Here is a 26070-nt window from a genome sequence, read left to right as displayed (position 1 = left end):
GCGCGGACGGGTCGCGAGTGTGCCGCCCGCCTCCCCGAGAAGACACAGCACGAGGGTCACACCGACTCCGACATGGTCCCTCGTGCGGTCCCCCGACGGCCGCGCGCGTCTGATCCCGCTCCAGTGGTCACGGCTTCAGTTTGTCGGCCTCCCGGACTTCGTGCAGATGGATGAGGACGTCGAAGGATTTGGCGAGCGCGATGTCACGCGGCTCGGCGGGGAACTGGGTGCCGACGCTGAGGGTGGGACGAGCGCTGTTCAGCCAGGCGCGTGCGGGGGCCGGGGTGCGCCGGAGGTCGAGGTAGAAGTCCCGGTACCCGACCTGGTCGAGGGTGTGCTCGTTCCTGCCAGGGCCGGCGGCACCGACAGTGAATTTCTTCCATTCGCCGCCGAGGGCGGCGTCCTTGGACAGGAAGGAGCCCTGGTTGAAAGTGAAGCCGATAGGGAGATAATTCTTGCCCATGGCGTCGCGCAGGAATGAACCCTGCGTCTTGGGATACATCTCGGGGTCGGCGGCGAGGTAGCCGACATGGTCGTTGTGTGCGGACACGAGTATCTTGCCGCCGGTCTGCCGCTGCCACCAGGTGACGTTGTCGGCCATCACCTGGTCGCGGAAGCGCTGCGCGGTTGCCACCGACTCGGGGCTTGTGACGTCTATGGTGAGGAATTTCGCAGTCTGGGCGATCGACCGGGCATCCTGCTCGGCCCACACGAAACCCTCATCGTCGGAGCTCGCTTGGCTGCTGACCAGTTCCAGGGCTCGCTGCGCTTTGGTGGCGAGCTCCTGTCGTTCCGCGAGGGGCTTGCCCAGATAGGCGAAGACGTTGTCGATCGGGCGCAGACCCGCGTAGAGCTCGTTGAGCCGTGGCAGTGCATCTGGGTGGTTGCGCTGTACGTATCCGGTCACCCGGCCGAAGAACTCGTCGCTCACTGTGGGAGCGCCGACGTCGTTGCCCATGAAGTGGACGGCGCGGTTCGGGTGGTTGCGGTTGTGATCCCGCATCCACCCGATAAGGCTCACGAACTCCTCTCGCTCCCAAGGGGAGCCGCCCAGCGCCTCCTCGGCGATCTTGCGAACGTCCCCCTTGCCGCTCTGGAGATATTCCTCGACCTGGAGCCCGGATGGCCAGCTCATCTCCAGGGAGAAGGTGGTGAAACCCTTCTTCTCCACGAGATGGCGAAAGACCCGCTCCTTCATGGTGAAGAACTCATGGGAGCCGTGAGTGGCCTCACCCAATCCCACCACCTTGGCGTTGCCGATCATGGAGGAAAGAGGTCGCAGGTCCGCTGTACTGCCTCCCGGCTCGGTCGAACGCAGCGGGTTCGCGGCCGATTCCAGCGCGCGGACCTCGTTCTCCTTTTCTCTGCCTACGGGGGCCCTACCGGCGGTGGCTGCGTTGACCGCGACAGGAGTGAAGAAAGCTCCCGCTGCGATCGCCGATGTGGCGAGGAGTACCCGACGGCTGATGCGCTTTTTATGAGCGGGCATCTGATGTGTCCCTTGGGTTGAATTGCGTGTCGTTTTCAGGAGGAGACTCGCGATAGACGCAGAAGCCACGCCCCGCACGCTCTCGGAAAGTTCCCCTTCATCACATCACCTGAATGTGCGGGGATCGTACGAGCGAAGGACGAGTAGCCGTACGGGGCCCTGGACCCGGGCCCACCGCCGGACCGGGACCCTGGTCCTGGTCCGGTCTCAGACTTGGGGTGGAGCCGGGTGGCGCTGCGCCCGGCGACAATGGCACCAGCGGGATTGATGCCGTGCGAACCGTCCGACATCGCAGCAAAGAACGACAAGGAAGGACCGACATGGCGACGCGTCGCAACGCCCTGCCGTCGCGCCAGGGAAGGTCCGCGCGCCTCTTTGCGTCAGGAGCCCACTCCTTGCCGTGGTCCCGTAACGACGCCCTGCTGGCCGTCGGCGCGGCTGTCGTGGACCTCATCGGTTGCCTCGCGTTCTCGCAGGTCGCGAGCGCGCCCGTATCAACTGTCGGCGTCCTGCTGGTGACCGTCTCCGCACTACCGCTGCTGGTGAGGCAACGCTTTCCGCTCACCGTCATGGGCGTCAGCCTGGTGCTCGGCGCGCTGCTGAACCTGACGACAGCCGTGAGCCATCACTTCGGTGCCACCCTCGCGGTCGCCCTCTACTCGGCCGCACGAACCGGCCGCCCATGGCCGACGGCAGCCCTGACGATCGGAGCGACCGGCGTCACCCTGCTCTCCCCTGGCCTCGCCGCCCCGCGCGGGTTCCTGGACGTGACCAGCGCGGGCCTCGCCGCCTGCCTCATCGCCGCCACCGGTCTCGCGCTCGACAGGTGGCAGCAGGAGACGGAGGCCAACCGTCGCCTCGTCGCCGACCGAGCGGTGGCCGATGAGCGCCGCAGAATCGCCCGGGAGCTGCACGACATCGTCGCCCATCGCATCACCACCATGCAGCTGATGGCAGGTGGCGCCCGCACCAACCTCGACCACGACCCCGGCGCCGTCCGCGACGCCCTGGTCACTCTCGAGGATTCAGGGCGGCTCGCCCTGCGTGAAATGCGGCAGCTCCTGAATGTCTTGCGGACCGACGAGCACGCGGCGGTCGACCCGTACGGCGCTCCGGAGGCGCCGCAGCCCGGCCCGGCCGACCTCGACCGCCTGATCAAGGAGACCCGGCAGGCCGGACAGCCCGTTGAGCTGACCGTGGAAGGCGAGCCCGGACGACTGCCCCCGGTGGCCGGTCTCACCCTCTACCGCGTCGTCCAGGAAGCACTGACCAATGCCCGGAAGCACGCCGGCCCCGACATCCCGGTGAAGGTCCGCCTCGCCTGCCTACCGGAAAGCGTCCTCGTGTCCATCACCGACCAGGGTGGCATGAGCTCCGCGGAGGCACCCCCTGCCTCCGGCATCAGACCTGGCACCGGATACGGCCTGATCGGCATGCGCGAGCGGGTCGCCCTGCACGGCGGCACGCTGGAGACAGGCCGGCTCCCCGAGGCCGGCTTCCGGGTCATGGCCAGCCTGCCTCTGGAAGCTCCGACGGACGAGGAGAGCTGACCGGTGAACAGGACGGACGTCGGACGCGAGGCCGCAACCGAGCCGGTGATCCGGGTGCTGATCGCGGATGATCAGCCACTGGTGCGGCGCGGGCTGGCGCTGATCCTCGCGCCCTCTCCGGCCATCACCGTGGTTGCCGAGGCCGAGAATGGCGAGCAGGCCCTTGTGCTCGCCCGTGAGCATCGCCCTGACGTCGTCGTGATGGACATCCGGATGCCCGTCCTCGACGGGGTGTCCGCCACCGAGCGACTGGCCCGCGACCTGCCCGAGTGCAGGGTGCTCACCCTCAGTACCTTCGACATGGACGAGTACGTGGTCGCCGCACTGCGCGCCGGCGCGTACGGCTTCCTCCCCAAGGACAGCTCGCCCGAGGAACTGGTCGCCGCGATCCGCACCGTCCGTGCGGGCGACGCCGCCGTCGCGCCACGTCTGCTGACCCGGCTGATCTCCACCTACATCAAGAACGACCAGGTCGTGCCTCCGGACCGTCGGCAGCCCGGCGAAACCGCCTTCGGGCTCACCCCGCGCGAGGTGGAGGTCTGGCATCTACTGGCTACCGGATTGGACAACAAGGAGATCGCGCGCGCCATGGAAATCAGTGTCTCCACTGTCAAAAACTACATCACCAGCGTCTTCGAGAAACTTGACGTGCGCGACCGGGCGCAGGCTGTGATCGCGGCCTACGAGTCCGGCCTGGTCGTATCTCCGCAGGCGGCTGATGCGGGCTGAACCGGCTCTCGGCTACGGCCTCGGGGAGACCACGAGCGGGATCGCGGGTCTGAGCGGCGACGAGATCGCCCACGCCCCCCCCCCGGAGCAGTGGGAGACGTGCTTGCGGCCGCTGACCCGCGGCGAGCGCGCCACTGGTGGCACAAGTGGCTCGACACGACCGGCGCCCCCTCGGCGCCCGTCATCACCCCGCTCCGCCGATCTCCTCACCGACTGCCAGGCCCTGGCCCGGGGCCTCTTCCACGAGCCGGCCACCGGCCCCTCCCCCAGGCGCGATTCCCCGTCGCCTTCGGCGCCGGCCTCGACACCTTCCGCCGGGCCGCCCCGGCTCTCGGCGAGCACACTCAGGAGCTGCTCGCGGAACTTGACCCGACCGAAGGCCGGCGGTCGGGGGTGTAGGCCCAGGGACGGAGGTGCTCCAGGGCCTTGCCGATGCGGAAGACGGTCGGGTCGTCGTAGGTGTGGCCGACTATCTGGACGCCCGTGGGAACACCCCAACTGGAATGCCCACTGGGGACGTTGAGTACCGGGCAGCGATTGTTGATGTTGAAGGGGGCGGTCATGGCCGCCCATAGGGGTTCACCGTGGTCCTCGCCGTTCACGACCAGGCGGCCCAGGAGGTCGTCTCCGGCGGGCAGGCCGGGCACTGCCGTCGTCGGGCAGATCAGCGCGTCGAACGGGGTCATCGCCTCGGCCAGTTCGCGCTGCAGCCGGGTCTCGACGCGCAGGCCGTCGAGGTACGAGACACGCTCGCGGGCTTCCGCCATGGTGTCGGCGAAGGCCGCCGCGTAGGCGGTCATCCGATCGCGGTGGTCCGCCTCGATCTCGGAGACGAGGGCACCGAAGACGGTCGAGAAGTGCGCGGCCAGGCTGATGAGGAGGTCGTCCCTGGTCCACGGGAGTTCGATCTCCTCGATGACAGCGCCCGCGTCCATGAGGGCGCGTGCGACCGCCCGGGTGTTGGCCTCCACCTCCGGATGGACGTCGTACGCGCCGAGGCGGAGGCACAGCGCCACACGCATCCCCACGACCGTGTCGTACTCGGTCGGCAGGACCAGCTTCGGGCGCAGCGACACGTGGTCGCGCGGGTCGGGGCCGGCCAGAACGTTGGCGAAGGCGACGCAGTCGTCCACGGTGCGGGCCATCGGGCCGTCGCCGCGGTAGTGGTCGGCGGAGAGCGGGGCGGTGCCGGGGATCCGGCCGTACGGGGCCTTGAAACCGACAGTGCCGGTGAAGGCGGCGGGGATGCGGGTGGAGCCGCCGATGTCGGAGGCGGAGGCCAGGAGCGTGGTGCCCGCCGCGAGCGAGGCACCCGCGCCGCCGGACGAGCCGCCGGGAGTGAACTCGGGGTTCCACGGATTGCGGGTGACGCCCCACAGACGGCTGTGGGTGAAGGTGGCGATGGAGAACTCGGGGGTGGTGGTGCGGGCGTGGATGATGCCGCCGGCCTCCAGGATGCGGTCGATCACCGGAGCGTTCTCGGTCGCGGTGGCGGCGACGTTGACGAGTGAGCCCTCGGTGAGGGAGCGCCCGGCGATGGCATGCTTCTCCTTGGTGGCGACCGGGATGCCTTCCAGCGGTCGCGGCATCAGGCCGCCTTTGCCGAGGAATCGGTCCTCGGCGTGCCGGGCCTGTTCGAGTGCCTCGTCGAAGAGTCGCTCGGTGAAGGCGTTGACGACGGGTTCGGTCTGCTCGGCGCGGTCGATGACCGCACGCATCAGGTCCACGGGCGACAGTTCGCGGGCCTCGAAGAGCCGTCGGGCCTCGGTGGCACTGAGGTAGGCGAGATCGGCGCCGGGGTCGTACACGTTCATGCGGAAGCCTTTCCTCGTGGCGGGTGGGGTGGCGGGAAGGAGGTGCGGAGCGGGGTGGAGGCGACGAGTGGGAGGAGCGGTGGGTCAGCCTGCCCGGCCGTCGGTGGCTCGGGGGTCCTGGTGGCACAGCCACGCCGCCGCCGCCGCGAGCAGGGCGGTCACGCCGATACCGATCGTGGGGTCGGGCACGGGGGCGAAGTACGGCGAGTGGTTCGCGGGGACGGTCCCGGGCAGGCCGTCCGTCAGCAGTGCTTCGGGGTCGACGTCCCGGAAGAGGGCGGGATCGGCGCCGCCGAAGTGCCAGAAGACCGAGGGGACGCCGAGGGCGGTGCCGAAGACGCCGAAGTCCTCGCTGCCGGTGAGGGTCTGGGGCAGGGTGAAGACGCGCTCCCGGCCGAGGGCCTCGCCGATCGCGGTCAGGACGGTGTCCGTGGCCCGCTCGTCGTTGACCGTGACGGGGAAGGAGTTGAGCTCGGTGATCTCGGGCTCCTTCGGAGCCCCGGATGCGGCGGCTTCGGCGCGGACGATCCGTTCGACGGCCGAGAGGACTCGGTCCCGTACCGCGGGAGTCGTGGAACGGATGTTGATCCGCAGCTCTGCGGTGTCGGGGATGATGTTCTCCTTGGTGCCCGCGTGCAGCGAACCGACCGTCACCACCGCGGTCTGTGCCGCTCCCGTCTCCCGGGAGACGATCGTCTGGAGGCGCATGACGACCGCGGCGGCCATGACGACCGGGTCGACGGTCGACTCGGGCGTCGAGCCGTGCCCGCCGCGTCCGAAGAGACGGACCCGCAGGCTGTCGGAAGCGGCCATCACCGGACCGGACCGGGTACCGACGAACCCCGCGGGCGCGGGGGCCACATGCTGGCCGAGGCAGACGTCGGCGCGCGGGAAACGCTCCGGGAAACCGTCCTCGATCATCGCCGGCGCGCCGCCGACCTCCTCGGCGGGCTGGAACACGGCGACGACCGTGCCGCGCCACTCCTCGCGGGCGGCGGCCAGTTGGGCGGTGGCGCCCAGGAGGCAGGCGACGTGCATGTCGTGTCCACAAGCGTGCATCACGGGCACCTCCTGGCCCTCGCCGTCGACGGCGGTCTCGCGGGAGGCGTACGGCAGTCCCGTCCGCTCCTGGACCGGCAGCCCGTCCATGTCGGCACGGAGCAGGACCACCGGTCCCTCGCCGTTGGCCAGGACGCCGACGACGCCGGTGCCGCCGACGCCCTCGGTGACGTCCCAGCCCTGCTGCCGCAGCCGGTCGGCGGCGATCCCGGCCGTGCGGAACTCCTGGAACGACAGTTCGGGGTGGGCGTGCAGGTCCTCGTAGAGGGCGCGCAGGTCCGGCAGCCGCTCCGGGAGGGCGGCCAGCAGGCGGGTGAGGGGGGCGGCGGTCATGAGAGCTCCTTAGCGGGTGCGGGAAGGGGGGACGCTCCGGTGGCGGTCCGGAAGGAGGCGGCGTCCTGCGGGGTCAGCAGGGCCATGGCGGCGGCGATGACGGCGCCGAGGACCAAGGAGGCGAAGGCCACCTGGTAGGAGAAGGCGTCGGCGAGGGCGCCGACGACGGGCGGGACGGCCATGCCGGCCACCTGGCCTCCGAGGACGACCACGGCGCTGCCCACGCCGACCTGTTCCGGGGCCAGTCCGCTCAGCGGGACGACGAAGATGGGCATGTAGCACAGGGCCACGGCGACCGAGGCGAGCGTGCCGAAGACGAGGAAGCCGGTGAGCGAGGACGAGAAGGCGGTCAGGAGCAGCGTGACGGCGGCCACCGTCATGCCGGGGACTATCACCTTGCGGTGATGGCCGCCGAGCCGGTCCGAGATCCGGCCCCCTAGGACGATCGCGGCGGCCGCGGCGAGGGCCGGGACGGCCACGAGGGTCCCGGCCGCGGCGAGGGAGACCTGGTGCTCCTCGACGAGGTAGGAGGGGACCCAGGTGTTGAAGCCCCAGACGATCGCGCTGTAACCGAACATCATGGCGCTGAAGCGCCAGACCACGCCCAGCCGCAGCACACCGCCCGCGCCCGTGCGGAGGGTGCCCGTCGCCGGTTGCACGCGGGGCAGCGGAGCGGGGAGCCGCAGCCGTACCGCCACGAGGACGAAGACGCCGAGCGCCGCCGTCGAGAAGAACGCGGACCGCCAGCCGAAGGCCGCGATCAGGGGAGCGACAAGAAGCGGGGTGAGAACGCCGGCGACAGCGTTGGAGCTCATGACCAGACCATTGGCGGCCATGCGCTCGTCCGGCGTGGTCCGCTCGACGAGGACCTTCAGGGAAGCGGGTGGGAAGACACCCTCGGCGGCGCCGAACGCGAACCGCAGCACGAGCAGGACAGCGAACGACCAGGCGAAGCCGGTCAGCGCGGTGAAGACGGACCACGCGAGCAGGGCCCAGAGCGTGACGCGCCGCGCGCCGTACCGGTCGGCGAGCATCCCGCCGGGTATCTGGGCGAGGGCGTAGGCGAGGAAGAACGCGGAGACGACCAGGCCCTGCTGGCCCCGGCTGAGGTCGAACTCGGCTCCGAGGGAGGGCAGGACCAGATTGATGACGAGCCGGTCGGCGTAGTCGACCAGCCAGGCAGCGAACAACAGGACGATCGTGATCCGGACGGTTCTCCGGGCGGACTGCGGGGACGGAGCAGACACGAGGCACTCCTCATCACCGTGGCCGAAACTGGGCATCGGCCGGAAGTGCCCCTACGATCCGGCCTGTAACCGGAATCGCCGGAGAATTGCAGGAAAGCATCAGAGAGGGCGCCGTGACACCCGATTCCCGCGACACCCGTGCGGACGTACGCTTCTCCGAACTGGACCTCGCGCTCGTCGACGCCCTGCAGGCGGCCCCCCGGGCACCGTGGTCGCAGATCGGCCGGGCGCTCGGTGTGGACGCGACGACGGTGGCCCGGCGCTGGGAACGGCTGCGCCTGAACGGTCTGGCCTGGGTCACCGCGTACGACGCGGCGAAATCGGCCACCGTCGCCTACGTCGAGGTGCGGTGCCGGCCGCGGTCCCTCGAAGGAATCAGCCGTGCCCTGGCCGACATGCCCTGGGTCTTCAGCGTCGACGAGACCGCCGGCGACTTCGACCTCCTGGCGTCCGTCGCCGCCGCCGACCTGCCTTCCCTCGGCCGCTCCGTACACGGCCTGATCGGCGGCCTGAAGGGCGTCCGGTCCACCCGGACCCGGCTCGGGATCACGCTGTACGGCGAAGGCGGGGACTGGCGGATGCGGGCCATGGAACCCGCCGGACACGCGGAACTCTCCGCGCCGCGCACCGCGCGCTCGACCGTCTACAGCGCCCGCATGCACCACCCGCCGGCGCCGGAGGACCAGGCCCTGCTCGCGGCCCTCGGCGTCGACGGACGCCTCGGCTACACCGAGCTCGGGGTGCAGGCAGGGATGAGTGAACACACCGCCCGCCGTCGGCTCCAGCGGATGATCAGCGACGGCGACATCACCTTCCGCTGCGACCTGGCCCATCCCCTCGCGGGACTCTCGACGGTGGTGCTCTACCGCACCGCGGTCCCCCACAGCCACCTCGCGGCCACGGGCAGCGCGCTGGCCCGGATGGAGGAAGTCCGCCTCGCCGTCTCCGTCAGTGGCTCCGACAACCTCCTCGTGATGCTCTGGCTCCGCGGCCTGCACGCCATCGACCCCTTCGAGGCGCAGCTCGCCGAGCGCTTTCCCCAGCTGAAGGTGAGCGACCGCACCGTCTTCCTCCGCTCCCGCAAGCGCATGGGCCGCCTCCTCGACACCACCGGCCTCGCGACGGGACACATCCCCTTCGCACTGCCCCGCGTATGACCCACGGCTCCAGCAGGCGAAGGGGTCCCGTGACGCGGGCCACGTCGAAGCCGGGCACCGCAGAGCCGAACGGCGACGTGACCAGTCGCGCGCGGGCTCCTCAGGTGGCTCGGCCATGCCGTCCTCGTGGTCGGAACGTGCCGGCGGCGGGAGCACGTGCGGCAGGCCTCGGTCATCCACTCGGTTCCGCGATAGCGGGTGAGGGCTGCGGCGTGGTCCCAGATCCAGGCCGGCGCGTGGCCGCGGACGTTGGGCGGGTCGAGATCCGGCAGGATTCCCGCGGCAGGACAGGGAAGGGCGGTCCCCTCCGGGGTGACGGTGAGGGAGACTGCGCCCCAGCCGCCCATCCACGGCTTGGCGACGCCGTCGAAGTGGTCGGGGCCGACCCACCTCAGCCGTAGAGCTGGACGTTGGCCACCTCGATACGGTCCACGCCCCAGGACAGGCCCAGTTCGATGATCGTGTCGATCGCGTCGAGGTTCCCCCGGTGCAGGACGACGTTGAGGCCTAGGGGCAGGCCGCAGGAGCGTACGAGCGCTGCGGCTCTCCGACACCGACGCACCGACGCACCGACGCACCGACGCACCGACGCACCACATCGACAGAACGTCACCCGTTGGACACACTGAGCACGGAGGTGTGTTCATGACTCAAGCCGACCGGCCCGACGGGATGCGGGCCGCTGTACACGAGACGTACGGCCCCGCCGACCTCAGTGCGGTGCCCGTCTTCGCGGGTGGGTTCATCAACTTCGGCTACTGGCAGCCCGAGGACCTGGACCGTCCGCCGACCGTGGAGGACAGGATCCGCAGCCAGCAGGACCTGTACCGGCAGGTGCTCGACTCCGCGGGGCCCCTCGGCGGTGCCCGGCTGTTGGAGGTCGGGTGCGGGCTGGGTGTCGGCTGCGCGCTGGCCTTGGCGGAGTACGGTCCCGCCCAGGTCACCGGCATGGACATCCACCCCCAGCAGCTGGACCGCGCCCGGCGGGCGAACGCGGATCTGCTGGACGTGGGCGGGGTCGAGCGGCTGCGGCTGGCGCGCGGGGCGGCCGAGCGGATGCCGTTCGGGGACGCCGAGTTCGACTGCGTCTACAGCGTGGAGGCCGCCCAGCACTTCGACGACCTGGCACTCTTCGCCGCGGAGACCGCCCGGGTGCTGCGGCCCGGAGGGCGGACCGCCATCACCAGCTTCTTCACCCCGGACCCCGCCGGCGCGCCTCGGCTGGCCGAGCTGCTCGACACCTTCGCGGACGGGCTGGACATCGCCCGTACACCGTCCGAACTCACCGACGCTCTGGCCTGGTCGGGCATGGTCGACGTCCGCTGCGAGTCCATCGGCCCCTCGGTCTGGCCGGGCTGGGACCACTGGCTGTCCGCCCAGTGGAAACCGGGCACCTGGCCGAGGAACTTCCTCCACGCCTGGGAGAAGGGTTTCCTCGACTACTACGTCATCACCGCCAGCCGCCCCTAGCGGGCGCCGGCGCGCCCGGCCGCCGACTGCGCAACTCCACCGTTCAGGAGGAGGGTGTGCCGTTGAGGAGGCTGGACCCCAGGGGCGTGAGGGCGTGGTGGACGGCGCTGCCGTGCCGGGTGGTGGCGATCAGATTGGCTTGCCGCAGCACAGTGGCGTGTTCGCTGGCGCTGGCCAGAGATATCCCCAAGCGCTGAGCGAGCTCACTCGTCGTGCAAGCGCTCACCCCGATGGCGTCCAGGGCGTGGGCCCTGGTCCGGCCGAGCAGCGCTTTCAAGGCCTTCAGGGTCCCGCCCGGTGCGGTGGTCAGCACACCGGCGACATCGCCGACGGTACGCAGGACGGGGACGAACAGCACCGCGGGTTGCTGGCTGTCGACGGGGCTGAGGAAGACGTTCGGCCGGGTCTGGTAGAACGCCGACGGCACCAGCATCAGCCCACGTCCGTCGAGACGGAGGTCCTTGACCTGTGCGCCGCGTCCGATCTCCAGTACCGGCGAGCGCCAGCGGAACCCGGGCGGCAGCCCGGCCAGCAGCGCCTCCACCCCCTTCTCGGCGAAGGCCCGGGCATGGGCGGCTTGTTCCTGCTGCAGCCGGGCTCGGATCCGCGACCAGTGAGGAGCCACCGCCACCTGGTGATATCCGTCCAGGAAGTCCACCAGCGCCCGCCGGTCGGCGCGGTCGTGTGCGGGATCTCCCCATGCCAGCCCCGTCCACCGTTCGGTGCTCCCCGTCATCAGTTCACGTAACTCGCCTGCCCCGATGAGCTCCTCGCGCATCAGGTCCGGGCGAACGCCGCGCAGCGCCTCCAGGCCCTCCTCCCACGACGCGGTCGGCCCGGTCAACGTGAACAGGTCCAGGAAGGCACTCTGGAACAGCGTCGCAGCCGGGTGGAGGACGGGGCCCCATGCCTGCCGCACCTGCTGACGCCAACTGCCGAGCACCGTAGGCCCCTTGACCTGCTGCAGGGTCGTGAGGCTGAGAAGCGTCTCCCCCAGCGGCCCCCACGTGTCCATCACACGGGTCCTGGCCAGATCCTCCTGGCTGAGGTGGATGCGAAGCATCGACACGTCACTCCTCCCTCTCGCTCAACCGGCCGAGAACTGACCTTCCTCCCTTGATCGGAACAAGCCCAGATCCTTTTGCGTCAGGCGCTTCGGTCGAGACCGAAAGGCGTGGCCGTCGGCAGCGGCAGCCGTGAGGATCGTTGTGGCGGCGAGGCAGGGAGAAGGGCGCCTGAGCAGGCACCTCGCCGCTGCACGTGGACCTGATTCGGCTTTCCTGCGCCGGCCCCGACTCATGAGGAGCAAGACATGCGACCCGTTCTCAAGCGCACGGTTCTCGGATCCGCAGCGCTGACATCCGCGCTGGTCGTCGCACTGGCGGGCCCCGCCAGTGCGACGAGTGTCAACCTGTACGGCCTGAGCTCCAGCAAGAACGCGGAGGTGAGCGGCGGGTACGAGTGGCACGCGGCGGGGACGGCCGGCGGTTACACCTACTACGCGGGCAGCTTCTCCTACGCCGGCGCCCGCGACGCGATCCCGAACAACAAGCTCGAAGCCGTGCTGGCCCTCGAGTTCGACACGTGGGCGAACGGCGCGTGGACGCACAAGAACCGTTACGCGAGCAAGGTCAACACCTTCGACTCGTGGAGCTTCAACTACAAGAAGAACATACGGGTCTGGGCGTGCGACCGCGAGATCGGTACGACGACTCTCCTGAACTGCCTCCGCGTCTACTGACGCGGCGCCGCCGCCTCCAAGGCGCTGGCTCCTCCCTCGATTCGGGGGTAGGGAGGATCTGGCGTAGGGGAAGGCGGAGTGCCCCGTTCGAGGCTGCGGCGAGGCGGTCGGGCGGCACGGCGACCGACGGGGCAGGGCATCACGCCCGGCCGACGGCAGGCATGCCGCTGCCGGGCCACGCCACCCGGCCCGGCCCGGCAGCCGAGGTCCCCGGCGGAAGCCGGGGACCTCGGCCATGGGCTTCATGCTTCCCGAAGGTGGTCTTGCCCGGCGGGGCGGCTGTCACGCGATTCTGGTGAGTTCCTGGACGCAGCGGTCGTTGATCTCCGCGACGCTGAACAGGCGCAGGGCCATCACGCGGCCGGAGGCCGGGTCGGCGGCGTGGAGGGTGACGATGCGGCGGGGGGTGGTGCCGATGTGGCCGAAGGTCTCGGGGCTCCAGCCTTCGCCGAGGATGCCCTCGTGCAGGTCGCGTTGGACGCCGAGGCCCCAGCTGCGGGCGCCGAGGTCGTGCAGCTGCACCGTGGCGTTCACCGCGCACAGCGCCGCGGCCGTCGGGCGGTCGAGGAGCTTGCCTCCGCCACGCAGGGAGTCCACGAGGTCCGCGTGGAGGCGGCCGATGTCGGATGCCGTGGAGACGCCCGCCTGCCCCGGGTTCGCGGGGTGGAGACCCATGTCCTCGTCGGCGACCGGGACGAAGCGCATGGTGCCGTCCCGGCGGTGCAGCGGGACGTACTGCTGGTGCGGGCGCGGGACGAGCGCCAGGTCGCGCAGCGCCAGGGGGCGGGCCACCTTCTCGTCGACGACGTCCGCGAGCGGGAGCCCGTACAGGCGCTCGAGGACCGACCCGAGTACGGCCGCGGCGCTCTGTGTGTTGTAGCGGGCGGGGCCCGGCTGGCGCGAGCCGGAGGCCACGATGCGGCGGGCCCGCTCCTCCAGGGAACCGGTGCTCTTGTGGAGTGCGGTAGGGAGACCGGAGGTGTGCCCGAGGAGATCGGCGACCGTCACCGTGGCCATGGAGGGGGCGCAGTTGTCGAAGAAGCGCGCCATCGGGTCCTTCAGGTCGAGCAGCCCCTCCTGCGAGGCGACTCCGGCCGTGACGGCCAGGACGGACTTGTTGGCGCAGTAGACACGGCCGACGACATCGGGGGTGGCCGCGACTCCGGGAGCGGCCTCTCCCACCGCGATGTCGGTCACGTCGCCGTCGTGCCGGTGGAAGACCTGGGCTCCGAGGAGCGTCCTGCGTGCGACCCACTTTTCCAGCAACGAGCGGATCCGTGCCGCGGGTTCGGACAGGCTCATGGCTGATGCGCCTTTCGCTGCGTGTCGGGGCAGGGTCACGATACCCGCTGCTTTCTAGGCGGTGCCGTGACGGCCTACGGCCGCGTATCTGATCTTTCCCGAGGGTGTTCTCGGGAGCCGTGGCGTGGTACGCAGTCTCAGGGATCCTCGCGGGACTCCCAGGTAGGCGAGGTCCGCTGCGCGGAGGCACTCCATGTGCTCCGGGTCTCCCTCCACGTAGAGGGAGACCTCGTCGGGCGCGGTGTGCACGGCGGCTGTGGCCGTTCCGCCGAGCGTCGCCGTCGCCGTCGCCTCGACGGCGTCGAGGTTCACCCGCTGCCCGAGTACCTTGACCTGCCGGTCGATACGGCCTTCGAGGTACAGCATGCCGCCCCTGGCGCGGCCGAGGTCGCCGGTCCGCAGGGTGTCGCCGGTGACGTCCGGCAGGGCCAGGTCGGCGCGCGAACCGGCGTATCCCAGCATGACGTTCGGTCCCCGGTAGTAGACCTCGCCGAGGCGCCCTTCGGGGAGCGGGGTTCCGTCGTGGCCGCGGATCTCGATGTGTCCGCCCGGCACGGGGGTCCCGACGCTGCCCTCGTGGTCGGCGGCGGCGGCCGGGTCCAGACAGGTCATGCGTGCCGTCGCTTCGGTCTGCCCGTACATGTAGTACACCGACCGGGCGTGTTCTCGCAGCCGGCGCAGTTCGTCGGGGCTCGCCGGCCCTCCGGCGACCAGGAGGGATCTGAGGGTCGCCAGCTTCGCGGCGGACTCGTGGCTGCGCAGGATGAACCGGGCCGTGGAGGGGACCAGGCCCGCGCAGGTCGCGCCGAGGATCCTGGCCTCTGCCCAGAAGCGGTCGGAGCTGGGCGTGGCGGTGAGCAGTCCCACGGCGGCGCCGGCGGCCAGGTGGGAGGTGAACAGGGACAGTCCGAAGCTGTGGTCCATGCGCAGCGATGTCGCCGCGACGTCGGTGGGTCGGATGCTCGTCGCCGTGCCGATGCTTGCGGCGTTGCTCGCGAGGTTGTCGTACGAGAGGCGCACGAGCCTGCCGTGGGAGGTGGATCCGGAGGTGCGCAGTACTAGGGCCAACTCCTCTGCGAGTGAGGTGGTTTGACTGCCGGGTGCGCGGCGGACCGTCCCGATGTGCGGGGCGGTCTCGGGGCGGCCGTATCCGGCCGGGGTGTCCGCTGCGGCTGTGCACGTGGGCCCGACCAGCACGTCGGGGCGCAGCCTGTCGATGTAGGTCCGGGCGTCGTCGGGGGTGAGGGCCTCGACCGGCAGCACCGCGTGTCCCGCGCGCAGCGCGGCCAGGCAGGCCAGGGCTCCCGGTAGCGAGCGGGGGTTCTCGACCATCACGAGTTTCTTGCGGTCGTCGCCGAGGAAGCGGGCCGTCTCCTCGGTCATCGTGCGCGCCTGCCCGCGCGTCACCACGCGGGCCTTCTCGAGGAGGGCCGGTGCGTCGGGTGCGGCGCCGGCCAGGAGGTCCAGCGACCGGGACGTCACCGCCTGGCCTCGATGTCGTCGGCCAGTTCCTTCAGGGAGTTCATGCGGAAGATCTCCACCGGGTCGATCTCCACTCCCCACATGCTGATGAGTGCCTCGCTGAGCTCCAGGCACATGAGGGAGTCCCCTCCCAGGTCGCCGATGCTGTCGGACATGCTCACGACCGCGTCCTCGGTCATCATCAGCGTGATCCGCTCCGCGAGCTCGGTCTCCACGACGCTCCCTGGGGCGTGCATGGCGTGGAAGTTCCCGGTGAGCAGCGTGGTGTCACTGACCGCGTCGGCGGTCGCCTCCTCCCCCGCGTGCAGTACGGCGAAGTCGATCTCGCCCGCCTGGTCGCCGAGGAGCTCCGCCAGCGCGGCTCTGATCTCGGGGACGGACATGTAGGACCGGAGGGACACGGCCACCACGTGCCGGCCGTCGGGCGTGCGGCGCCGGATGCCGCTGAAGTTCGGGTTGTCGAGGAGCGTGTGCGTCATTCTGTTTCCTTCCTGGAGTGTGCGTCGGCCAGGGCTGCGATCGCGGCGCGGTCGACCTTGCCGGACGGGGCCCGGGGGACGGAGTCGACGGCGAACACGTGGCGGGGTACGGCTGCCGCCGGGAGGTTCTGGCGCAGTTCCGCGGCGAGTTCGGCCGCCCAGGTGGCCGGGGCGTGGGCGTCGAGCACGACGAAGCCGATCACGCGTTGTCCCGTCACCTGGTTGGCGATGCCGGCCGCTGCCGCGTCGTGGACCCACGGGAACGCGAGGAGTGCGTCCTCGACGTCCGTGGCCACGACCGTGGTGCCGCCGACCGTGATGCGGAGCTGCGGTCTGGTCTCCAGGTGGAGGAAGCCGTCGTCGTCGAGGAAGCCGCGGTCGCCGATGCCGACCAGCCCGTTGCCCGTCCACCGGACGTGGTCCCCGTGGCCGACGTGGAGAGGGCGCGCCGGAGCGCCGTAGGCGAAGTAGACGTCGCCCGGCTCACCTGCCGGTACGGGGCGGCCCGCGGGGTCGAGGACGGCCACGGAGGTGTAGAAGCCCCTGCCGACGGTGCCGGGACGGCGTTCCCATTCGTCGCCTCGGGCGATCGTGGTGCCGATGCCCTCGGAGGAGCCGAACACCTCGTAGACGTTCTCGGGGCCGAGGACGGAGTGCCAGAACCTCTTGACCGGTTCGCCGCAGGCCGCGCTCATGTGGACGAGCTTTTCGAGCTCCGCCGTGCCGCGGGCGTCTCGCATCTGGCGCATCATGATGCGCAGGTGCAAGGGGGTGGCGGTGAGCCACTGGATGCCGTGGCGGCGGATGTCGGGCAGGACCCGCGCCGGGTCGGGGCTCTCGTACAGATGCACCTCGGCCTCGTGGTTCACCGTGTCCAGGAGCATGCTCAGGTGGGCGGCGTGGCCGACCGGGCCGGCGAGCAGGACCCGTGCCCCGTCGCGCAGGCCGACAGCGCGCGCGAGGCTCAGTCTGCGGTCGCGTACGAGCGCGCGGCGCATGCTGGTGTTGACCGCGAAGCGGGACCGGCCGCTGGAGCCGCCCGTCCTCAGCAGGAGGGCCTGGTCGGGCAGGGGCGCGGGGGCGGCGGGGAGGGGCTCGTGGCCGGCGGCTGTGCGGAGGGTGCAGGCCCGGATTCCGTGCCCGGCCAGCTCGGCGAGTGGCGAGGCGTGGCTTCCGGCGTGGAGCAGGGCCACCGGGTGCGGCATCGCGAGTGCCGCGAGGAGCTCCGTCAGGTAGTGCGCGAACGGCTGTCGCGGGTCGGGCACGAGGCAGACGCTTCGGTCGTCGCCCGCGGACCGGCGAAGCCGCTCCCTCACGTGCGGAAGGCGCTCCGCGAGGTGCTCGGGGCGCAGCACCTCGATGCCCTCGTCCTGGGTGTGCAGCACCAGGGTCGCGCGGGGTGTCCAGTCCGTGGCCGGTGGCCGCGGTCCACGAACGGACGCGGGTGTCGTCATCCCTGCTCCTTCGTCAGCGGCTCCGCACCGTTCGCGGTGCCGTCGCGGTACAGGAGGTGGAGGCCGAGGGCTGTCAGGGCGATGGCGCCCGCGCACGCGGCCAGGATGTGCTGCCACGGCATGTGCGCCATGAGGAGGGCGGCGAGCGCGGCTCCGATGACGCGGCCGGTCCTGGTGATGACGCGGTAGGCGGCCGTGGTCCTGCCGAGGATCTCGACGGACGTCACCAGCTGCCGTACGGAGATCGAGATGGTGTTCCACAGAAGGCCGCTGCAGCCGCCGACGAGCAGGCTGCCGGCCACGGCGAACCAGTTCGACGTGAAGGCCGGCACGGCGAACCACACGGTCCAGCCGACCAGGCTCAGTGACAGCGCGGTGCTCAGGGGGAACGCGCGCAGCATCCGCTGGACCAGCCGGGCGCCGACGAACCCGCCGGCTGCCCCGGACAGGAGCAGCAGCGAGTAGACGAGGTCGGAGGCCGCGAGGCCGTCGTCGGCGAGGGCGTAGGCCGTGAAGGAGGTCTCCCAGACGTACCAGATGACGGAGACGAGGCAACTCGACGCGGCGAGGGCCAGCAGGGTGCGGGTGCGCCAGATGTACCGGAATCCGCCGAGGCCGTCTCCGACCATGGTCCGCGGCCGCATGGGCTCGTCCCGCAAGGGCGGGACGGGTGGCAGCCGCAGGGTGAACAGGAGGGTGAGAACGGCGAGGACGGCCAGGACCGTCGTGGTCAGCGACTGGTTCCAGGACAGGAGCGTCCCGGCCAGCAGGGGCCCGACGAACGCCCCGTAGAGCTGGGAGACCTTCGCGATCTCCACGTTGGCCGCGACCAGGTCCTCGGGTTGGGCGACGAGTTGCGGTACGAGGGACTGACGCGCGATCTCCGAGGCCACGCCGCAGGTGCCCAGGCCGAATGCCACGGCGGTGAACAGCCACTGGTCGTAGCCGCCCCAGAGGGGCAGGGTCGCGAGGAGCGCGGCGAAGCCGAGGCGTCCGAGCGCGGCCGCCTTCGCGAGCCGTGTCCGCGACAGGTGGTCCGCGAGGTAGCCGAGGGGCAGCGATGCCAGGGCCCAGGGAGCGGTGACGGCGATGAAGACGGCCGCCACGCCCATGCTGCCGGCCGACTTCTGCGCGAGGACCGGGAGGACGACGGTGAAGGCGCCGTCCTCAAGGCTGGAGACCGTACTGACGCGGCGGAGGAGGCGGACGCGGTCCGTCGCCTTCTCGGGGGCGGAGGGGGGTGTCAGCATGCGTGTCCTTCCGTGCCCGCGCCGTGCTCCGACAGTGCCCGCAGGAGCACCGCGAGCCGTTGCCGGTGGGACTGGGGCGGCGGGGTGCGGGTGGCCCAGGCCACCGGGTCGTCCAGGTGCGCGTCGTACGGGTGACGCCGCCAAGGCGAGTACGGCGGCATGGGGTCGGTGGTGGCCAGGCGGGTGGAGAGGCGTCGTGCCGCGCTCCGCCATGGAGGGAGCGCGACCGGGTCCTGGTGCACGACCGCGGTCAGGGCGTGGAGCACGGCCCGGGTATTGGCCGCCTCGGTGTGCGCGGACGCTGTGAACGTCAGGGCCAGGACGCCTTCCTCCCCTGCACCGGGCAGGAGCGCGAGCCTGACGCGGAAGAGCGTGCCGTCGAGCCGTCCCGCGCGGGTCAACGGGCTCGTGAACCCTCCGGCGAGGCTTTCGCACAGGCACAGCCACGCCAGGACGTCATCGGGGCCCGCGAGGGGGACCGGCACGGTCGCGGCGAAGTGCGAGGGCCGCCGGAGCAGGTCCATGCCCTCGCCCCAGCGGGTCGTCCGGGTCGCGGGGCCGGGCATCAGTGCTCCTCCCAGACGGTGATCGTCTCCAGGTGACGCGCGACGAGGTCGAGGTCGACGTGGACGAACGGGTCGCCGTGATGTCGCGCGAACGCGGCCCAGGCGATCGATCGGGCGCCTGCCGAGGCCGTTTCGGTACGCGTACGCCACTGCTCGGACAGCTGCTCACCCGCACGTGTCGTCCGGCCGGGGTCGACAGCGGCGCGGAGGCTTCGCAGCAGCTCGTGCTCGTGTGCCGTCGGGTCGAATCCGACCGGCAGCGGAACTTCCAGGGCCGTCGGTCCGCTCTCGCTGAACCACTCGTCGAACAGGCCGTACCGTACGGGTGCGGGCCGCCGCCGATGGACCGTCGCGGCCCTGGCCGCGAACAGGTGTCCGGCCACGAGGGCGGCGGCCTGCCCGGACGGACCGTCGTCCACGACGGGGACGACGAGCGCGTGCCGCCGCACGCCCGCGGCCCTGAAGTGCGCGGGCGCCGAGGCCGGGGCCCGCTCTCCCCACGTCCTCGGACCGAGCAACGACGCCACGTCCTCGGGGCGGACCCTGGTCGGGTCCGCCGCCAGCCCGACGGCGCACCCGTCCAGGCGGACCCGCTCCGCGGCGAAGGCCCGCCAGGTCCCGGCATGGCCGACGGATCCCGACAGCGCCGGTGAGGTGATCGGGTCGTGGTCGAGTCCGATCGGCCCGTCGGGGGTGGGCACGCACCAGCGCCAGGTGTCCGACTGGGGCGCGAGCCGGGTCTTGTCCAGCACCTCGTTGCGGATGATCTCCGCCTGGCGGTCGGCGGTGCCGTCGGGCCGCTCCAGGTCGGCGAGATGGGCCACGACGGTACCGACGGCGTCCAGGAAGGAGTCCTGGGGCCCGCTGACCGTGACGGTCATGTGGTCCCTTCGTGTCCGGGCCTCCAGGAGGCAGCCCGCCTCTTCGAGGGACGCGTACGGTTCCGCGCGTCCCCCCGACGGCGCCATGATCATGTGTTCCGTGAAGTGGGCCAGGCCCGGCCGGTCGGCCCCTTCCGCAGCGAAGCCCGCCGGGAACACCAGCGCGAGGGCCGCGGTGTCACCCCGCTGCTCGGACCAGCCGAAACCGGCCTCCGCTTCTCGTGTGCGGCGCATGCTCACGTCTCCGACACGTCGATCAGGCCCCACCGCATGAGATCGCCGACGACGGCGACCGGGTCGTCCACCGCGACGCCAGCGAGGAGTTCCTTCACAGGGGTACGGTCGGTCGCCGTCAGCCGGGCGAGGACCCGCGCGTGGTCGGTGGCCCCGTCGGGCAGGACGCAGACGAACGACCGCCGCGCGGACAGTCCCTCCAGAACGGACGGGTCACCGCACGCATAGGGCAGGTTCGTGCAGGAGGGTGCCATGGCGCCGCCAACAGCGTCCTCCAGGAAGCGGCGGATGTCGGCCTCGCCGACGACACGTCCCGCCCACTGCGCGACGGACGCGGCGGCGGCCGCGGGGTCGGACGGGTCGACGGCGGTGCGCAGGAAGGTGCCGCCCGAATCAGCGGCCCGCCATGTCAGGAGCTCTTGCAGGTTCGGCCGGGGGACGGCGAACGTGATGTGCAGGGATCCTTGCGCGTGCGTGGCCACGTCGTGGGTCGTGCCCTCGGGCAGATACAGGACGTCGCCCGGTTCCATGGTGAGGCGCACCTCGTCGGTGCCGTCGCCCGGCGCCACGGTCCAGTGCTTGCGCCCGCTGCCCTGGACGACGAAGACGTCATGGGTGTCACGGTGCGCGCCGAAGCCCGGCGCGCCGCGCAGCGAGGCGTAGACATTGGCCTGGACCCGCGCCGAGAAGACCCCCGACAGGGCGCGCGCCACCTGGTCGGCCCAGGGGTCCACCAGGTCGAGCTGGTCGATGACGAGGGTGCCACCGCTGTCGAGCCCCCGGTGTACGGCCTGCGGGGCGATCCGGTGGTACACCCGGGAGCCGCCCGCGACGGCGCGGTGGAACAGTTCTTCGGTCGCCACGTCGCCGCCGACCAGGCGGACCTGGTCGGTGCCCAGATTCCCGTACCGCAGTGCCTTGTTGAGGGCGTTCCATCCGAACGTGGCCTCCGGCCTCAGGGCGCCTGTCTTGTGGAACCACCGTCTGCCCATGGCCTCGGACAGCTCGGCATGCGACACGCCCAGGACGCTGTCGACCGCGTGGTCAGTCACGAGCATCGGCTCGTCCCTCCTCGATGTCGCCGAAGGCGACGGCCAGCACGGGGAGTTCCGAGTTCGGTGTGCACAAGAGGAGTTGGCCCATCGGTACGTCGGCGAATCCGCCGATGACGCAGGTGCCCAGGGATGCCGAGGCCGCGACGAGACAGAGCGTCTGGGCGGCCGCGCCGGCTTCCACGAGGCCGTACCGGTAGCCCCGTTGGCCGTACTTGGTCTCCAGCCGGTCGAGCGAGACCGTCGCGACGACGAAGGCGCAGGTGCGTGCCGTCCATCCGTCGCCGAAGAGGAAGCGCAGGACCTTCGGAGTCAGTCCCGCCCGGAGGCGCACCAACTCATGCTGTCTTACCTGGTAGTTGTAGACCCCGGAGGTCAGTCCCGAAACGTTCTGCGCGATGACGTAGAACTCGCACCCCAGCCGGCCGCCGGCCGAGGGGTACGGGCGGTGCCAGTCGAGGGGGCCGTCCTGGTCGGCCGGCCGGGAGTGCGTCGTGTACCAGAGGACGTGGGCGAGGTCGGCGAGCGTCATCTCGTCGAGAGGGGTGCGGGTGCTGGTCCGGCGTTCGAGCCAGTCGGCGCCCGCCGCGGAAGGAGGGGATCCGGGGACCGGCAGCGGGGTGCCGTCCAGGCGTGGGTAGACCTTCTCGTTGTACGTGAACCACTCGTCCGGCCACTGGTCGGTCGGCAGCATTTGCCAGTCGGCCAGCATCGCGGCATCGGCGTGGGTGCCGCGGTGGAAGTCGAGCGCGGTGGCCGTCGCTTCCTTGTCCGCCATCGTCATCGTGTCCTGTCAGGCGTAGGGGTGCGGATCGGTGGACATGGCCGAACGGCGTGCCTGCTCCAGCAGGAGCTTGTCGCTCTCGGCGAAGAAGAGGGGTTGCAGCCGCGGATGGACGACCTTCACGACGCTGACACCGGCGTCGGCGAGCTGCGGGGCCGTCACCTCGGCCGCGTACCCCTCGTCCAGGTATCCCTGCGTGTACGTGCCCTCGAGGGGCCTGGAGCCGCCGAAGAGGTACTCCAGTCGCCCGGGCGCGTCCGGCTGTCCCCAGTAGACGACCCGCTCCTCGATCGTCTCGAGGTCGGACGCCTCCACCGGCGGCACGTCCGTGAGGAAGTCCCGTGCCTGCCTGCGGGCGTGGAGGGCCTCGCTGATGGCGGAGCTCGCCGCCTGCTCGACGGTGACCGCGCACGCGCTTCCCGTGGTGAGCGCGGGAAAACGCTTCGTCGGGTCGACCACGACGCAGACCACCACGGGGAAGGGGGTGCGCACCAGGCAGGCGACCCGGACGCGCAGGCCGAGAGTGCGGGCTTCGAGCCCCATCAGCAGCGCCCCCGGCTCCAGCGCCAGGTCGAGCCAGTCGAGCTCCTCACCGCCGAGCCGGAGGTAGTGCGCCAGCAGGATCACATGGCGCTCGAAGGCCTCCCGCGAGGCACGCGCCACCGCGTCGCCGTAGGAGAACGCGGCCGCCGCGCCGTTGCTGCTCGGATCCCACAGCATGGCTTGCCGGTCCGGCTCCCAGTAGGGGCAGTAGACCAACTGGGCGGGCACCAGGACGAAACCGGCCTCCTCGGCGCCGATCCTGACGGCACGGCACCAGTGCATGGGCCGCTCCCAGGCCGGGGACCCGCGCCAGGGTTCGGGGAAGGCCTCGGGACCGAGGCGGTCGGAGAGCTCGGCGGCCGTGCCGTACGTCAGGCGCTCGGGCGGCACCGTACTGAGGCTGATGCGCTCGGCCGCCTCCATCACCGCCTTCAGCCGGGCGAGGCGGTCACGGCCACGGCCTCCGGTGGCCCGGGGAAGGGCTGCGGTCCCCTGCGGCCGGTGGGCGTTCGGCGGCAGCTGTGCGACCCATCCCTGCCCCCGGGGCTCGTCGTTGTAGAAGTCGTCGAGGGGCTGCAGCGAGGAGATCGACCCGCTCCGCCGGACGAGGAGGTCCTCCAGCAGGCCAAGGGTGTCGGGGGCGGCCGGGCGTACGCCGTCGTTCACAGCTCTCCCCCCAGGGCGAGCTCGATGAGGGACCCGCACACCTCGCACCCGTCGACCTGGGTGACGGCGAGTATCGCCACCGCCCCGGTGTCGTGCTCGACGCGGACGACGTGGCCGAGGGAGAGGGGCAGCCGGTCGGGGTCGCACACGATCCTGCCGGCCTCGAGGGCGACGGTGGCCGAGATGAGGGCGGCGACGAGGGGGGTGAGGGCGGCGGGCGCGGGGGACGGCACGGCGGCGGGGTCCGGGGTCGGGGCCGCCCGGTCCGCGACGTGCGCGGCACATTGCAGACAGGCCGAGAAGCCCGGCGTCGTGAGCGGACCGATCGACGTGCCCTCGTCGTCGATGACGACGGGCAGGTGCAGGCCACCTCGACGCACGACGTGCGGCGCACGCGCGAGCACGTCCTGCCGTTCCTCGAATCCGGCCACGTCCACGCACAGCACTCCGGGACCGTAGGACCCGGCCGCAGGCACCGCGCCGAGTCGCGCGTCACCGCTCACCAGCGACTCCACCTCCCGGCGGACCGCCTCGCGGGACGGTGAGGAATGGAGGTACAGACGGGATATCTCAACCGGAGGAAAAGTCACTGGAATGCTCCGTTCAGTGTGGGAAGGCCGGTCGCCAGGCCCCGTACGTCCTGTCCGCTCCTGTCCAGCAGCTCACGCAGGAGTTCGCCCGCCCCTTGGTCGGCACGCGGCGCGTTCCACGCGGGTCCGAGGCGCCGCCGGACGACGTCGCATTTCTGCCGCAGGGCAGCGTGGCGTCGGGCGGCACCGTCGACCGGGGGCAAGTCCCCTGCCGCCAGCGTGACTTCGGCGCCGGTTCCGTCCGCCGTCACGGCCACGGCGGTCACCGGCAGGTCGTCGGAGGTGACGCGCAGGTGGACCAGCTCGCGCATCGCGCGGACCTCGTCACGGGTCAGCTCGGGCAGCGGGGTCCAGCTGTCCCGCCCCAGAAGCCAGCAGATCGCGACGTTGTGGGCCAGGTCGAACGGCGCCAGCCACGAGCCGTCGCCCGCACCACGGTGGGCGACGAACGCGTACCGGGGGACGTGGACCTCCAGCCGGCGGACGGAATCGGTGGCGACACGGCCACGCAGCCCGGCGACCACCGCGAGGACGGAGAAGAAGTACGCACAGCACGGCATCGGTTTCAGGTCGGTGAACCTGTCGCCGGAGATCCAGCCGTCCGGCAGACCGGCCGGGAGGTCATGGGCTGCGTTCGATTCAGTCGGGGAGTCGATCGGGATGCCGAGCGTCGTGAGGGGCCGCCACCACTCACGGGCCGAGGCGAGGTCGAGGCGCGTGTGGACACCCCCCTCGGCGACGGCGGCATGGGCCTGCCGCATGGCCTGGGCCATCTGGTAGAGGCGCCCGTCGCTGCCCAGGAGCCCGTAGTCGGACCGGAACGTCGAAAGGAAGAGCCGCAGACACCACTTCACCCGGTCCGGGGAGTAGCCGTTGGCGAGCGCGAGCGCGTACACACTGCTCAATCCGCCCACGAGGGGGGTGACGTGCAGCCCCTTGAGGCGTGCACGGTCCTTGATCACCTGGCCGACACGGACGGCGAACTCCGTGGCGATGGCCTGCAGCCGAAGTGCCGCGTCCAGGGGCAGGTCCCTGCGGCCGAGCAGCGCCGGCGCCAGGAAGGCCGAGAGATGACCACCGGCCAGGTAGTGCACCGCGTCGAAGTCGGCGGCGATCCCCGCCAGCAGGTTCGCCTCCGCCGCCACCTCCGCACGGTGAACCGCTCCGGTCCACCACACGGCCGGACCGGCAGCCTCCATGCCCTGATCGCGCTCCCGCCCGTCTTCGGCCGGCAGCAGCCGGCTGATCAACGCGCAGAGCATGAAGTCCGCGGACGCCGCGGCGGCATCGTCGACGAGGTCGGCGGGCACGTCGCCGAGTCCGTGCGTCGTCGCGTCGAGCCAACCGTCGAGCGCCTCGCCCAAGTTCGCGCTCTTGGTCGGCACGGTTTCCTCACTAGGGGTGTCGGTGTCCCGGAAGCACCAGTCGCACGCCGTCGTCGAGAACCTGGACGACCGCGTGCGGACGTCGTTGACGTGGGACTGTGCTGATATGCGCTGCCTGACGGCAGCCGCCCGTCCGAAGCGCGGTACGCACTTCACGCCGGCCCGAACGGGCGGCCTCTGTCGCTGTCGCACGGAGGGGCGAACGAAGCGCCCTTCTCTCTGCGGCGATCACGCCGGGCCGCTCATCGCGGGGAACGAGTCACGCGTGCACCCGGAACCCGCGGGAGAAGCCCAAACGGCCTGGTGTCAGCGAGCGTTGTGACGGGAGGCCAGGGCCGTCGGCCGGACGCGGCCGTTGTCACTGGAAGCCGGGACCATCGCCCGGACGCGGCCGTTGTCACTCGAAGCCGGGACCATCGCCCGCGCACGGCCATTGTCACTCGAAGCCGGGACCATCGCCCGCGCACGGCCATTGTCACTCGAAGCCGGGACCATCGCCCGCGCACGACCGTTGTCACTCGAAGCCGGGACCATCGCCCGCGCACGACCGTTGTCACTCGAAGCCGGGACCATCGCCCGACCGTCAGTCATAGCCATTTTCAGCCCTTCTTGTCTGCCAACACGGACAACGAACGGTCCCCCCGCGCCATGTCTGCCTCGCATGGCACGACGAGATCGCCGTGGCATCACGCTAGGAGGCCTGCTCAACGACGGTCAAGGAGTAGTGGTCCGGGAGCAGGGCCGAACGAACACCGGAGCTGACCGTCTGTCACTACAGCGCGGATTAAGGCCAGTTGACTCTGAGACTCCCAG

The 26070-nt window shown here is 71.1% G+C and carries 22 protein-coding genes and 1 pseudogene; 5 read left to right on the top strand and 18 right to left on the bottom strand.

Annotation, left to right across the window (positions count from 1 at the left end; all coding sequences use genetic code 11):
• Positions 1-127 precede the first annotated feature (127 nt).
• Positions 128-1264 carry an erythromycin esterase family protein gene (locus OG309_RS36540; RefSeq protein WP_329427693.1) on the bottom strand — a complete coding sequence of 379 codons (1137 nt, stop codon included), beginning with the start codon at positions 1262-1264 and terminating at the stop codon, positions 128-130.
• 620 nt (positions 1265-1884) lie between these two features.
• Between OG309_RS36540 and OG309_RS36535 the strand changes: the two genes are divergently transcribed.
• Together OG309_RS36535 and OG309_RS36530 are read left to right on the top strand one after the other, a co-directional pair.
• On the top strand, positions 1885-3039 hold the full coding sequence (locus OG309_RS36535; protein WP_329427690.1) for a sensor histidine kinase: 1155 nt from the start codon (positions 1885-1887) through the stop codon (positions 3037-3039).
• A 3-nt stretch (positions 3040-3042) separates the two neighbouring features.
• Entirely contained in the window at positions 3043-3768 is a 726-nt protein-coding gene (locus tag OG309_RS36530) for a response regulator transcription factor (RefSeq protein WP_329427688.1), read from the top strand.
• 344 nt (positions 3769-4112) lie between these two features.
• On the opposite strand, the gene OG309_RS36525 is transcribed toward OG309_RS36530, so the two are convergent.
• The 3 genes from OG309_RS36525 to OG309_RS36515 all read right to left on the bottom strand — a co-directional run bounded on the left by OG309_RS36525 (position 4113) and on the right by OG309_RS36515 (position 8221).
• A complete protein-coding gene (locus OG309_RS36525) occupies positions 4113-5582 on the bottom strand; it encodes an amidase (protein ID WP_329427686.1) in 1470 nt (489 codons plus the stop codon).
• A gap of 84 nt (positions 5583-5666) precedes the next feature.
• On the bottom strand, positions 5667-6974 hold the full coding sequence (locus OG309_RS36520) for an amidohydrolase (protein WP_329427685.1): 1308 nt from the start codon (positions 6972-6974) through the stop codon (positions 5667-5669).
• Entirely contained in the window at positions 6971-8221 is a 1251-nt protein-coding gene (locus OG309_RS36515) for an MFS transporter (RefSeq protein ID WP_329427683.1), read from the bottom strand. The genes OG309_RS36520 and OG309_RS36515 overlap by 4 nt, the downstream gene beginning before the upstream one ends.
• Before the next feature lie 113 nt (positions 8222-8334).
• On the opposite strand from OG309_RS36515, the gene OG309_RS36510 reads away from it, so the two are divergent.
• Positions 8335-9378 (top strand): Lrp/AsnC family transcriptional regulator, encoded by a 1044-nt coding sequence (locus OG309_RS36510; RefSeq protein ID WP_329427682.1) that lies wholly within the window; start codon positions 8335-8337, stop codon positions 9376-9378.
• 143 nt (positions 9379-9521) lie between these two features.
• Here the strand turns inward: OG309_RS36510 and OG309_RS36505 are convergent.
• A pseudogene (locus OG309_RS36505) lies at positions 9522-9925 on the bottom strand (pyrroloquinoline quinone biosynthesis protein PqqE); the annotation flags it as partial.
• A gap of 98 nt (positions 9926-10023) precedes the next feature.
• Here OG309_RS36505 and OG309_RS36500 point away from each other — a divergent pair.
• Positions 10024-10848 (top strand): class I SAM-dependent methyltransferase, encoded by an 825-nt coding sequence (locus OG309_RS36500; RefSeq protein ID WP_329427680.1) that lies wholly within the window; start codon positions 10024-10026, stop codon positions 10846-10848.
• A gap of 43 nt (positions 10849-10891) precedes the next feature.
• On the opposite strand, the gene OG309_RS36495 is transcribed toward OG309_RS36500, so the two are convergent.
• Positions 10892-11917 carry an ArsR/SmtB family transcription factor gene (locus OG309_RS36495; RefSeq protein ID WP_329427678.1) on the bottom strand — a complete coding sequence of 342 codons (1026 nt, stop codon included), beginning with the start codon at positions 11915-11917 and terminating at the stop codon, positions 10892-10894.
• A gap of 243 nt (positions 11918-12160) precedes the next feature.
• On the opposite strand from OG309_RS36495, the gene OG309_RS36490 reads away from it, so the two are divergent.
• The gene (locus OG309_RS36490) at positions 12161-12589 is read left to right on the top strand and encodes a hypothetical protein (RefSeq protein WP_329427676.1); all 429 of its coding nucleotides are present in this window, start codon (positions 12161-12163) and stop codon (positions 12587-12589) included.
• A 282-nt stretch (positions 12590-12871) separates the two neighbouring features.
• Here OG309_RS36490 and OG309_RS36485 read toward each other — a convergent pair whose 3' ends face one another.
• The 12 genes from OG309_RS36485 to OG309_RS36430 form a co-directional block, all read right to left on the bottom strand.
• Positions 12872-13891, bottom strand: a complete 1020-nt coding sequence (locus OG309_RS36485) for a serine hydrolase domain-containing protein (protein WP_329427674.1) — start codon at positions 13889-13891, stop codon at positions 12872-12874.
• Positions 13892-13945: 54 nt separating this feature from the next.
• Entirely contained in the window at positions 13946-15373 is a 1428-nt protein-coding gene (locus OG309_RS36480; RefSeq protein WP_329427672.1) for an AMP-binding protein, read from the bottom strand.
• Positions 15370-15852 (bottom strand): acyl carrier protein, encoded by a 483-nt coding sequence (locus OG309_RS36475; protein WP_329427670.1) that lies wholly within the window; start codon positions 15850-15852, stop codon positions 15370-15372. Before OG309_RS36475 ends, OG309_RS36480 begins: the two co-directional genes overlap by 4 nt.
• Complete coding sequence (locus tag OG309_RS36470) at positions 15849-17306, bottom strand: class I adenylate-forming enzyme family protein (RefSeq protein ID WP_329427669.1); 1458 nt, start codon at positions 17304-17306, stop codon at positions 15849-15851. Before OG309_RS36470 ends, OG309_RS36475 begins: the two co-directional genes overlap by 4 nt.
• A complete protein-coding gene (locus OG309_RS36465; RefSeq protein WP_329427667.1) occupies positions 17303-18556 on the bottom strand; it encodes an MFS transporter in 1254 nt (417 codons plus the stop codon). Before OG309_RS36465 ends, OG309_RS36470 begins: the two co-directional genes overlap by 4 nt.
• On the bottom strand, positions 18550-19122 hold the full coding sequence (locus OG309_RS36460) for a hypothetical protein (RefSeq protein ID WP_329427664.1): 573 nt from the start codon (positions 19120-19122) through the stop codon (positions 18550-18552). The genes OG309_RS36465 and OG309_RS36460 overlap by 7 nt, the downstream gene beginning before the upstream one ends.
• Positions 19122-20237 (bottom strand): insulinase family protein, encoded by a 1116-nt coding sequence (locus OG309_RS36455; RefSeq protein ID WP_329427662.1) that lies wholly within the window; start codon positions 20235-20237, stop codon positions 19122-19124. The genes OG309_RS36460 and OG309_RS36455 overlap by 1 nt, the downstream gene beginning before the upstream one ends.
• A 2-nt stretch (positions 20238-20239) precedes the next feature.
• Entirely contained in the window at positions 20240-21295 is a 1056-nt protein-coding gene (locus tag OG309_RS36450; protein WP_329427661.1) for a JmjC domain-containing protein, read from the bottom strand.
• Positions 21282-22067, bottom strand: a complete 786-nt coding sequence (locus OG309_RS36445; RefSeq protein ID WP_329427659.1) for a SagB/ThcOx family dehydrogenase — start codon at positions 22065-22067, stop codon at positions 21282-21284. The genes OG309_RS36450 and OG309_RS36445 overlap by 14 nt, the downstream gene beginning before the upstream one ends.
• A gap of 15 nt (positions 22068-22082) precedes the next feature.
• Positions 22083-23282, bottom strand: coding sequence for a YcaO-like family protein (locus tag OG309_RS36440; protein ID WP_329427658.1), 1200 nt, complete (start codon positions 23280-23282; stop codon positions 22083-22085).
• Positions 23279-23785 (bottom strand): TOMM precursor leader peptide-binding protein, encoded by a 507-nt coding sequence (locus tag OG309_RS36435; protein ID WP_329427656.1) that lies wholly within the window; start codon positions 23783-23785, stop codon positions 23279-23281. The genes OG309_RS36440 and OG309_RS36435 overlap by 4 nt, the downstream gene beginning before the upstream one ends.
• Before the next feature lie 83 nt (positions 23786-23868).
• On the bottom strand, positions 23869-25257 hold the full coding sequence (locus OG309_RS36430; protein WP_329427654.1) for a hypothetical protein: 1389 nt from the start codon (positions 25255-25257) through the stop codon (positions 23869-23871).
• Between the last annotated feature and the right edge of the window lie 813 nt (positions 25258-26070).

Source organism: Streptomyces sp. NBC_01268 (assembly GCF_036240795.1).
Taxonomy (GTDB): domain Bacteria; phylum Actinomycetota; class Actinomycetes; order Streptomycetales; family Streptomycetaceae; genus Streptomyces.
This window is presented reverse-complemented; position numbering and strand designations above follow the sequence as displayed.

Excerpts from the sequence above, each read along its gene's own strand:
- OG309_RS36540 (WP_329427693.1), bottom strand. The coding sequence starts at position 1,264 with ATGATCGGCAACGCCAAGGTGGTGGGATTGGGTGAGGCCACTCACGGC.
- OG309_RS36525 (WP_329427686.1), bottom strand. The coding sequence starts at position 5,582 with ATGAACGTGTACGACCCCGGCGCCGATCTCGCCTACCTCAGTGCCACC.
- OG309_RS36520 (WP_329427685.1), bottom strand. The coding sequence starts at position 6,974 with ATGACCGCCGCCCCCCTCACCCGCCTGCTGGCCGCCCTCCCGGAGCGG.
- OG309_RS36500 (WP_329427680.1), top strand. The coding sequence starts at position 10,024 with ATGACTCAAGCCGACCGGCCCGACGGGATGCGGGCCGCTGTACACGAG.
- OG309_RS36490 (WP_329427676.1), top strand. The coding sequence starts at position 12,161 with ATGCGACCCGTTCTCAAGCGCACGGTTCTCGGATCCGCAGCGCTGACA.
- OG309_RS36485 (WP_329427674.1), bottom strand. The coding sequence starts at position 13,891 with ATGAGCCTGTCCGAACCCGCGGCACGGATCCGCTCGTTGCTGGAAAAG.
- OG309_RS36475 (WP_329427670.1), bottom strand. The coding sequence starts at position 15,852 with ATGACGCACACGCTCCTCGACAACCCGAACTTCAGCGGCATCCGGCGC.
- OG309_RS36470 (WP_329427669.1), bottom strand. The coding sequence starts at position 17,306 with ATGACGACACCCGCGTCCGTTCGTGGACCGCGGCCACCGGCCACGGAC.
- OG309_RS36465 (WP_329427667.1), bottom strand. The coding sequence starts at position 18,556 with ATGCTGACACCCCCCTCCGCCCCCGAGAAGGCGACGGACCGCGTCCGC.
- OG309_RS36460 (WP_329427664.1), bottom strand. The coding sequence starts at position 19,122 with ATGCCCGGCCCCGCGACCCGGACGACCCGCTGGGGCGAGGGCATGGAC.
- OG309_RS36455 (WP_329427662.1), bottom strand. The coding sequence starts at position 20,237 with ATGCGCCGCACACGAGAAGCGGAGGCCGGTTTCGGCTGGTCCGAGCAG.
- OG309_RS36450 (WP_329427661.1), bottom strand. The coding sequence starts at position 21,295 with ATGCTCGTGACTGACCACGCGGTCGACAGCGTCCTGGGCGTGTCGCAT.
- OG309_RS36445 (WP_329427659.1), bottom strand. The coding sequence starts at position 22,067 with ATGGCGGACAAGGAAGCGACGGCCACCGCGCTCGACTTCCACCGCGGC.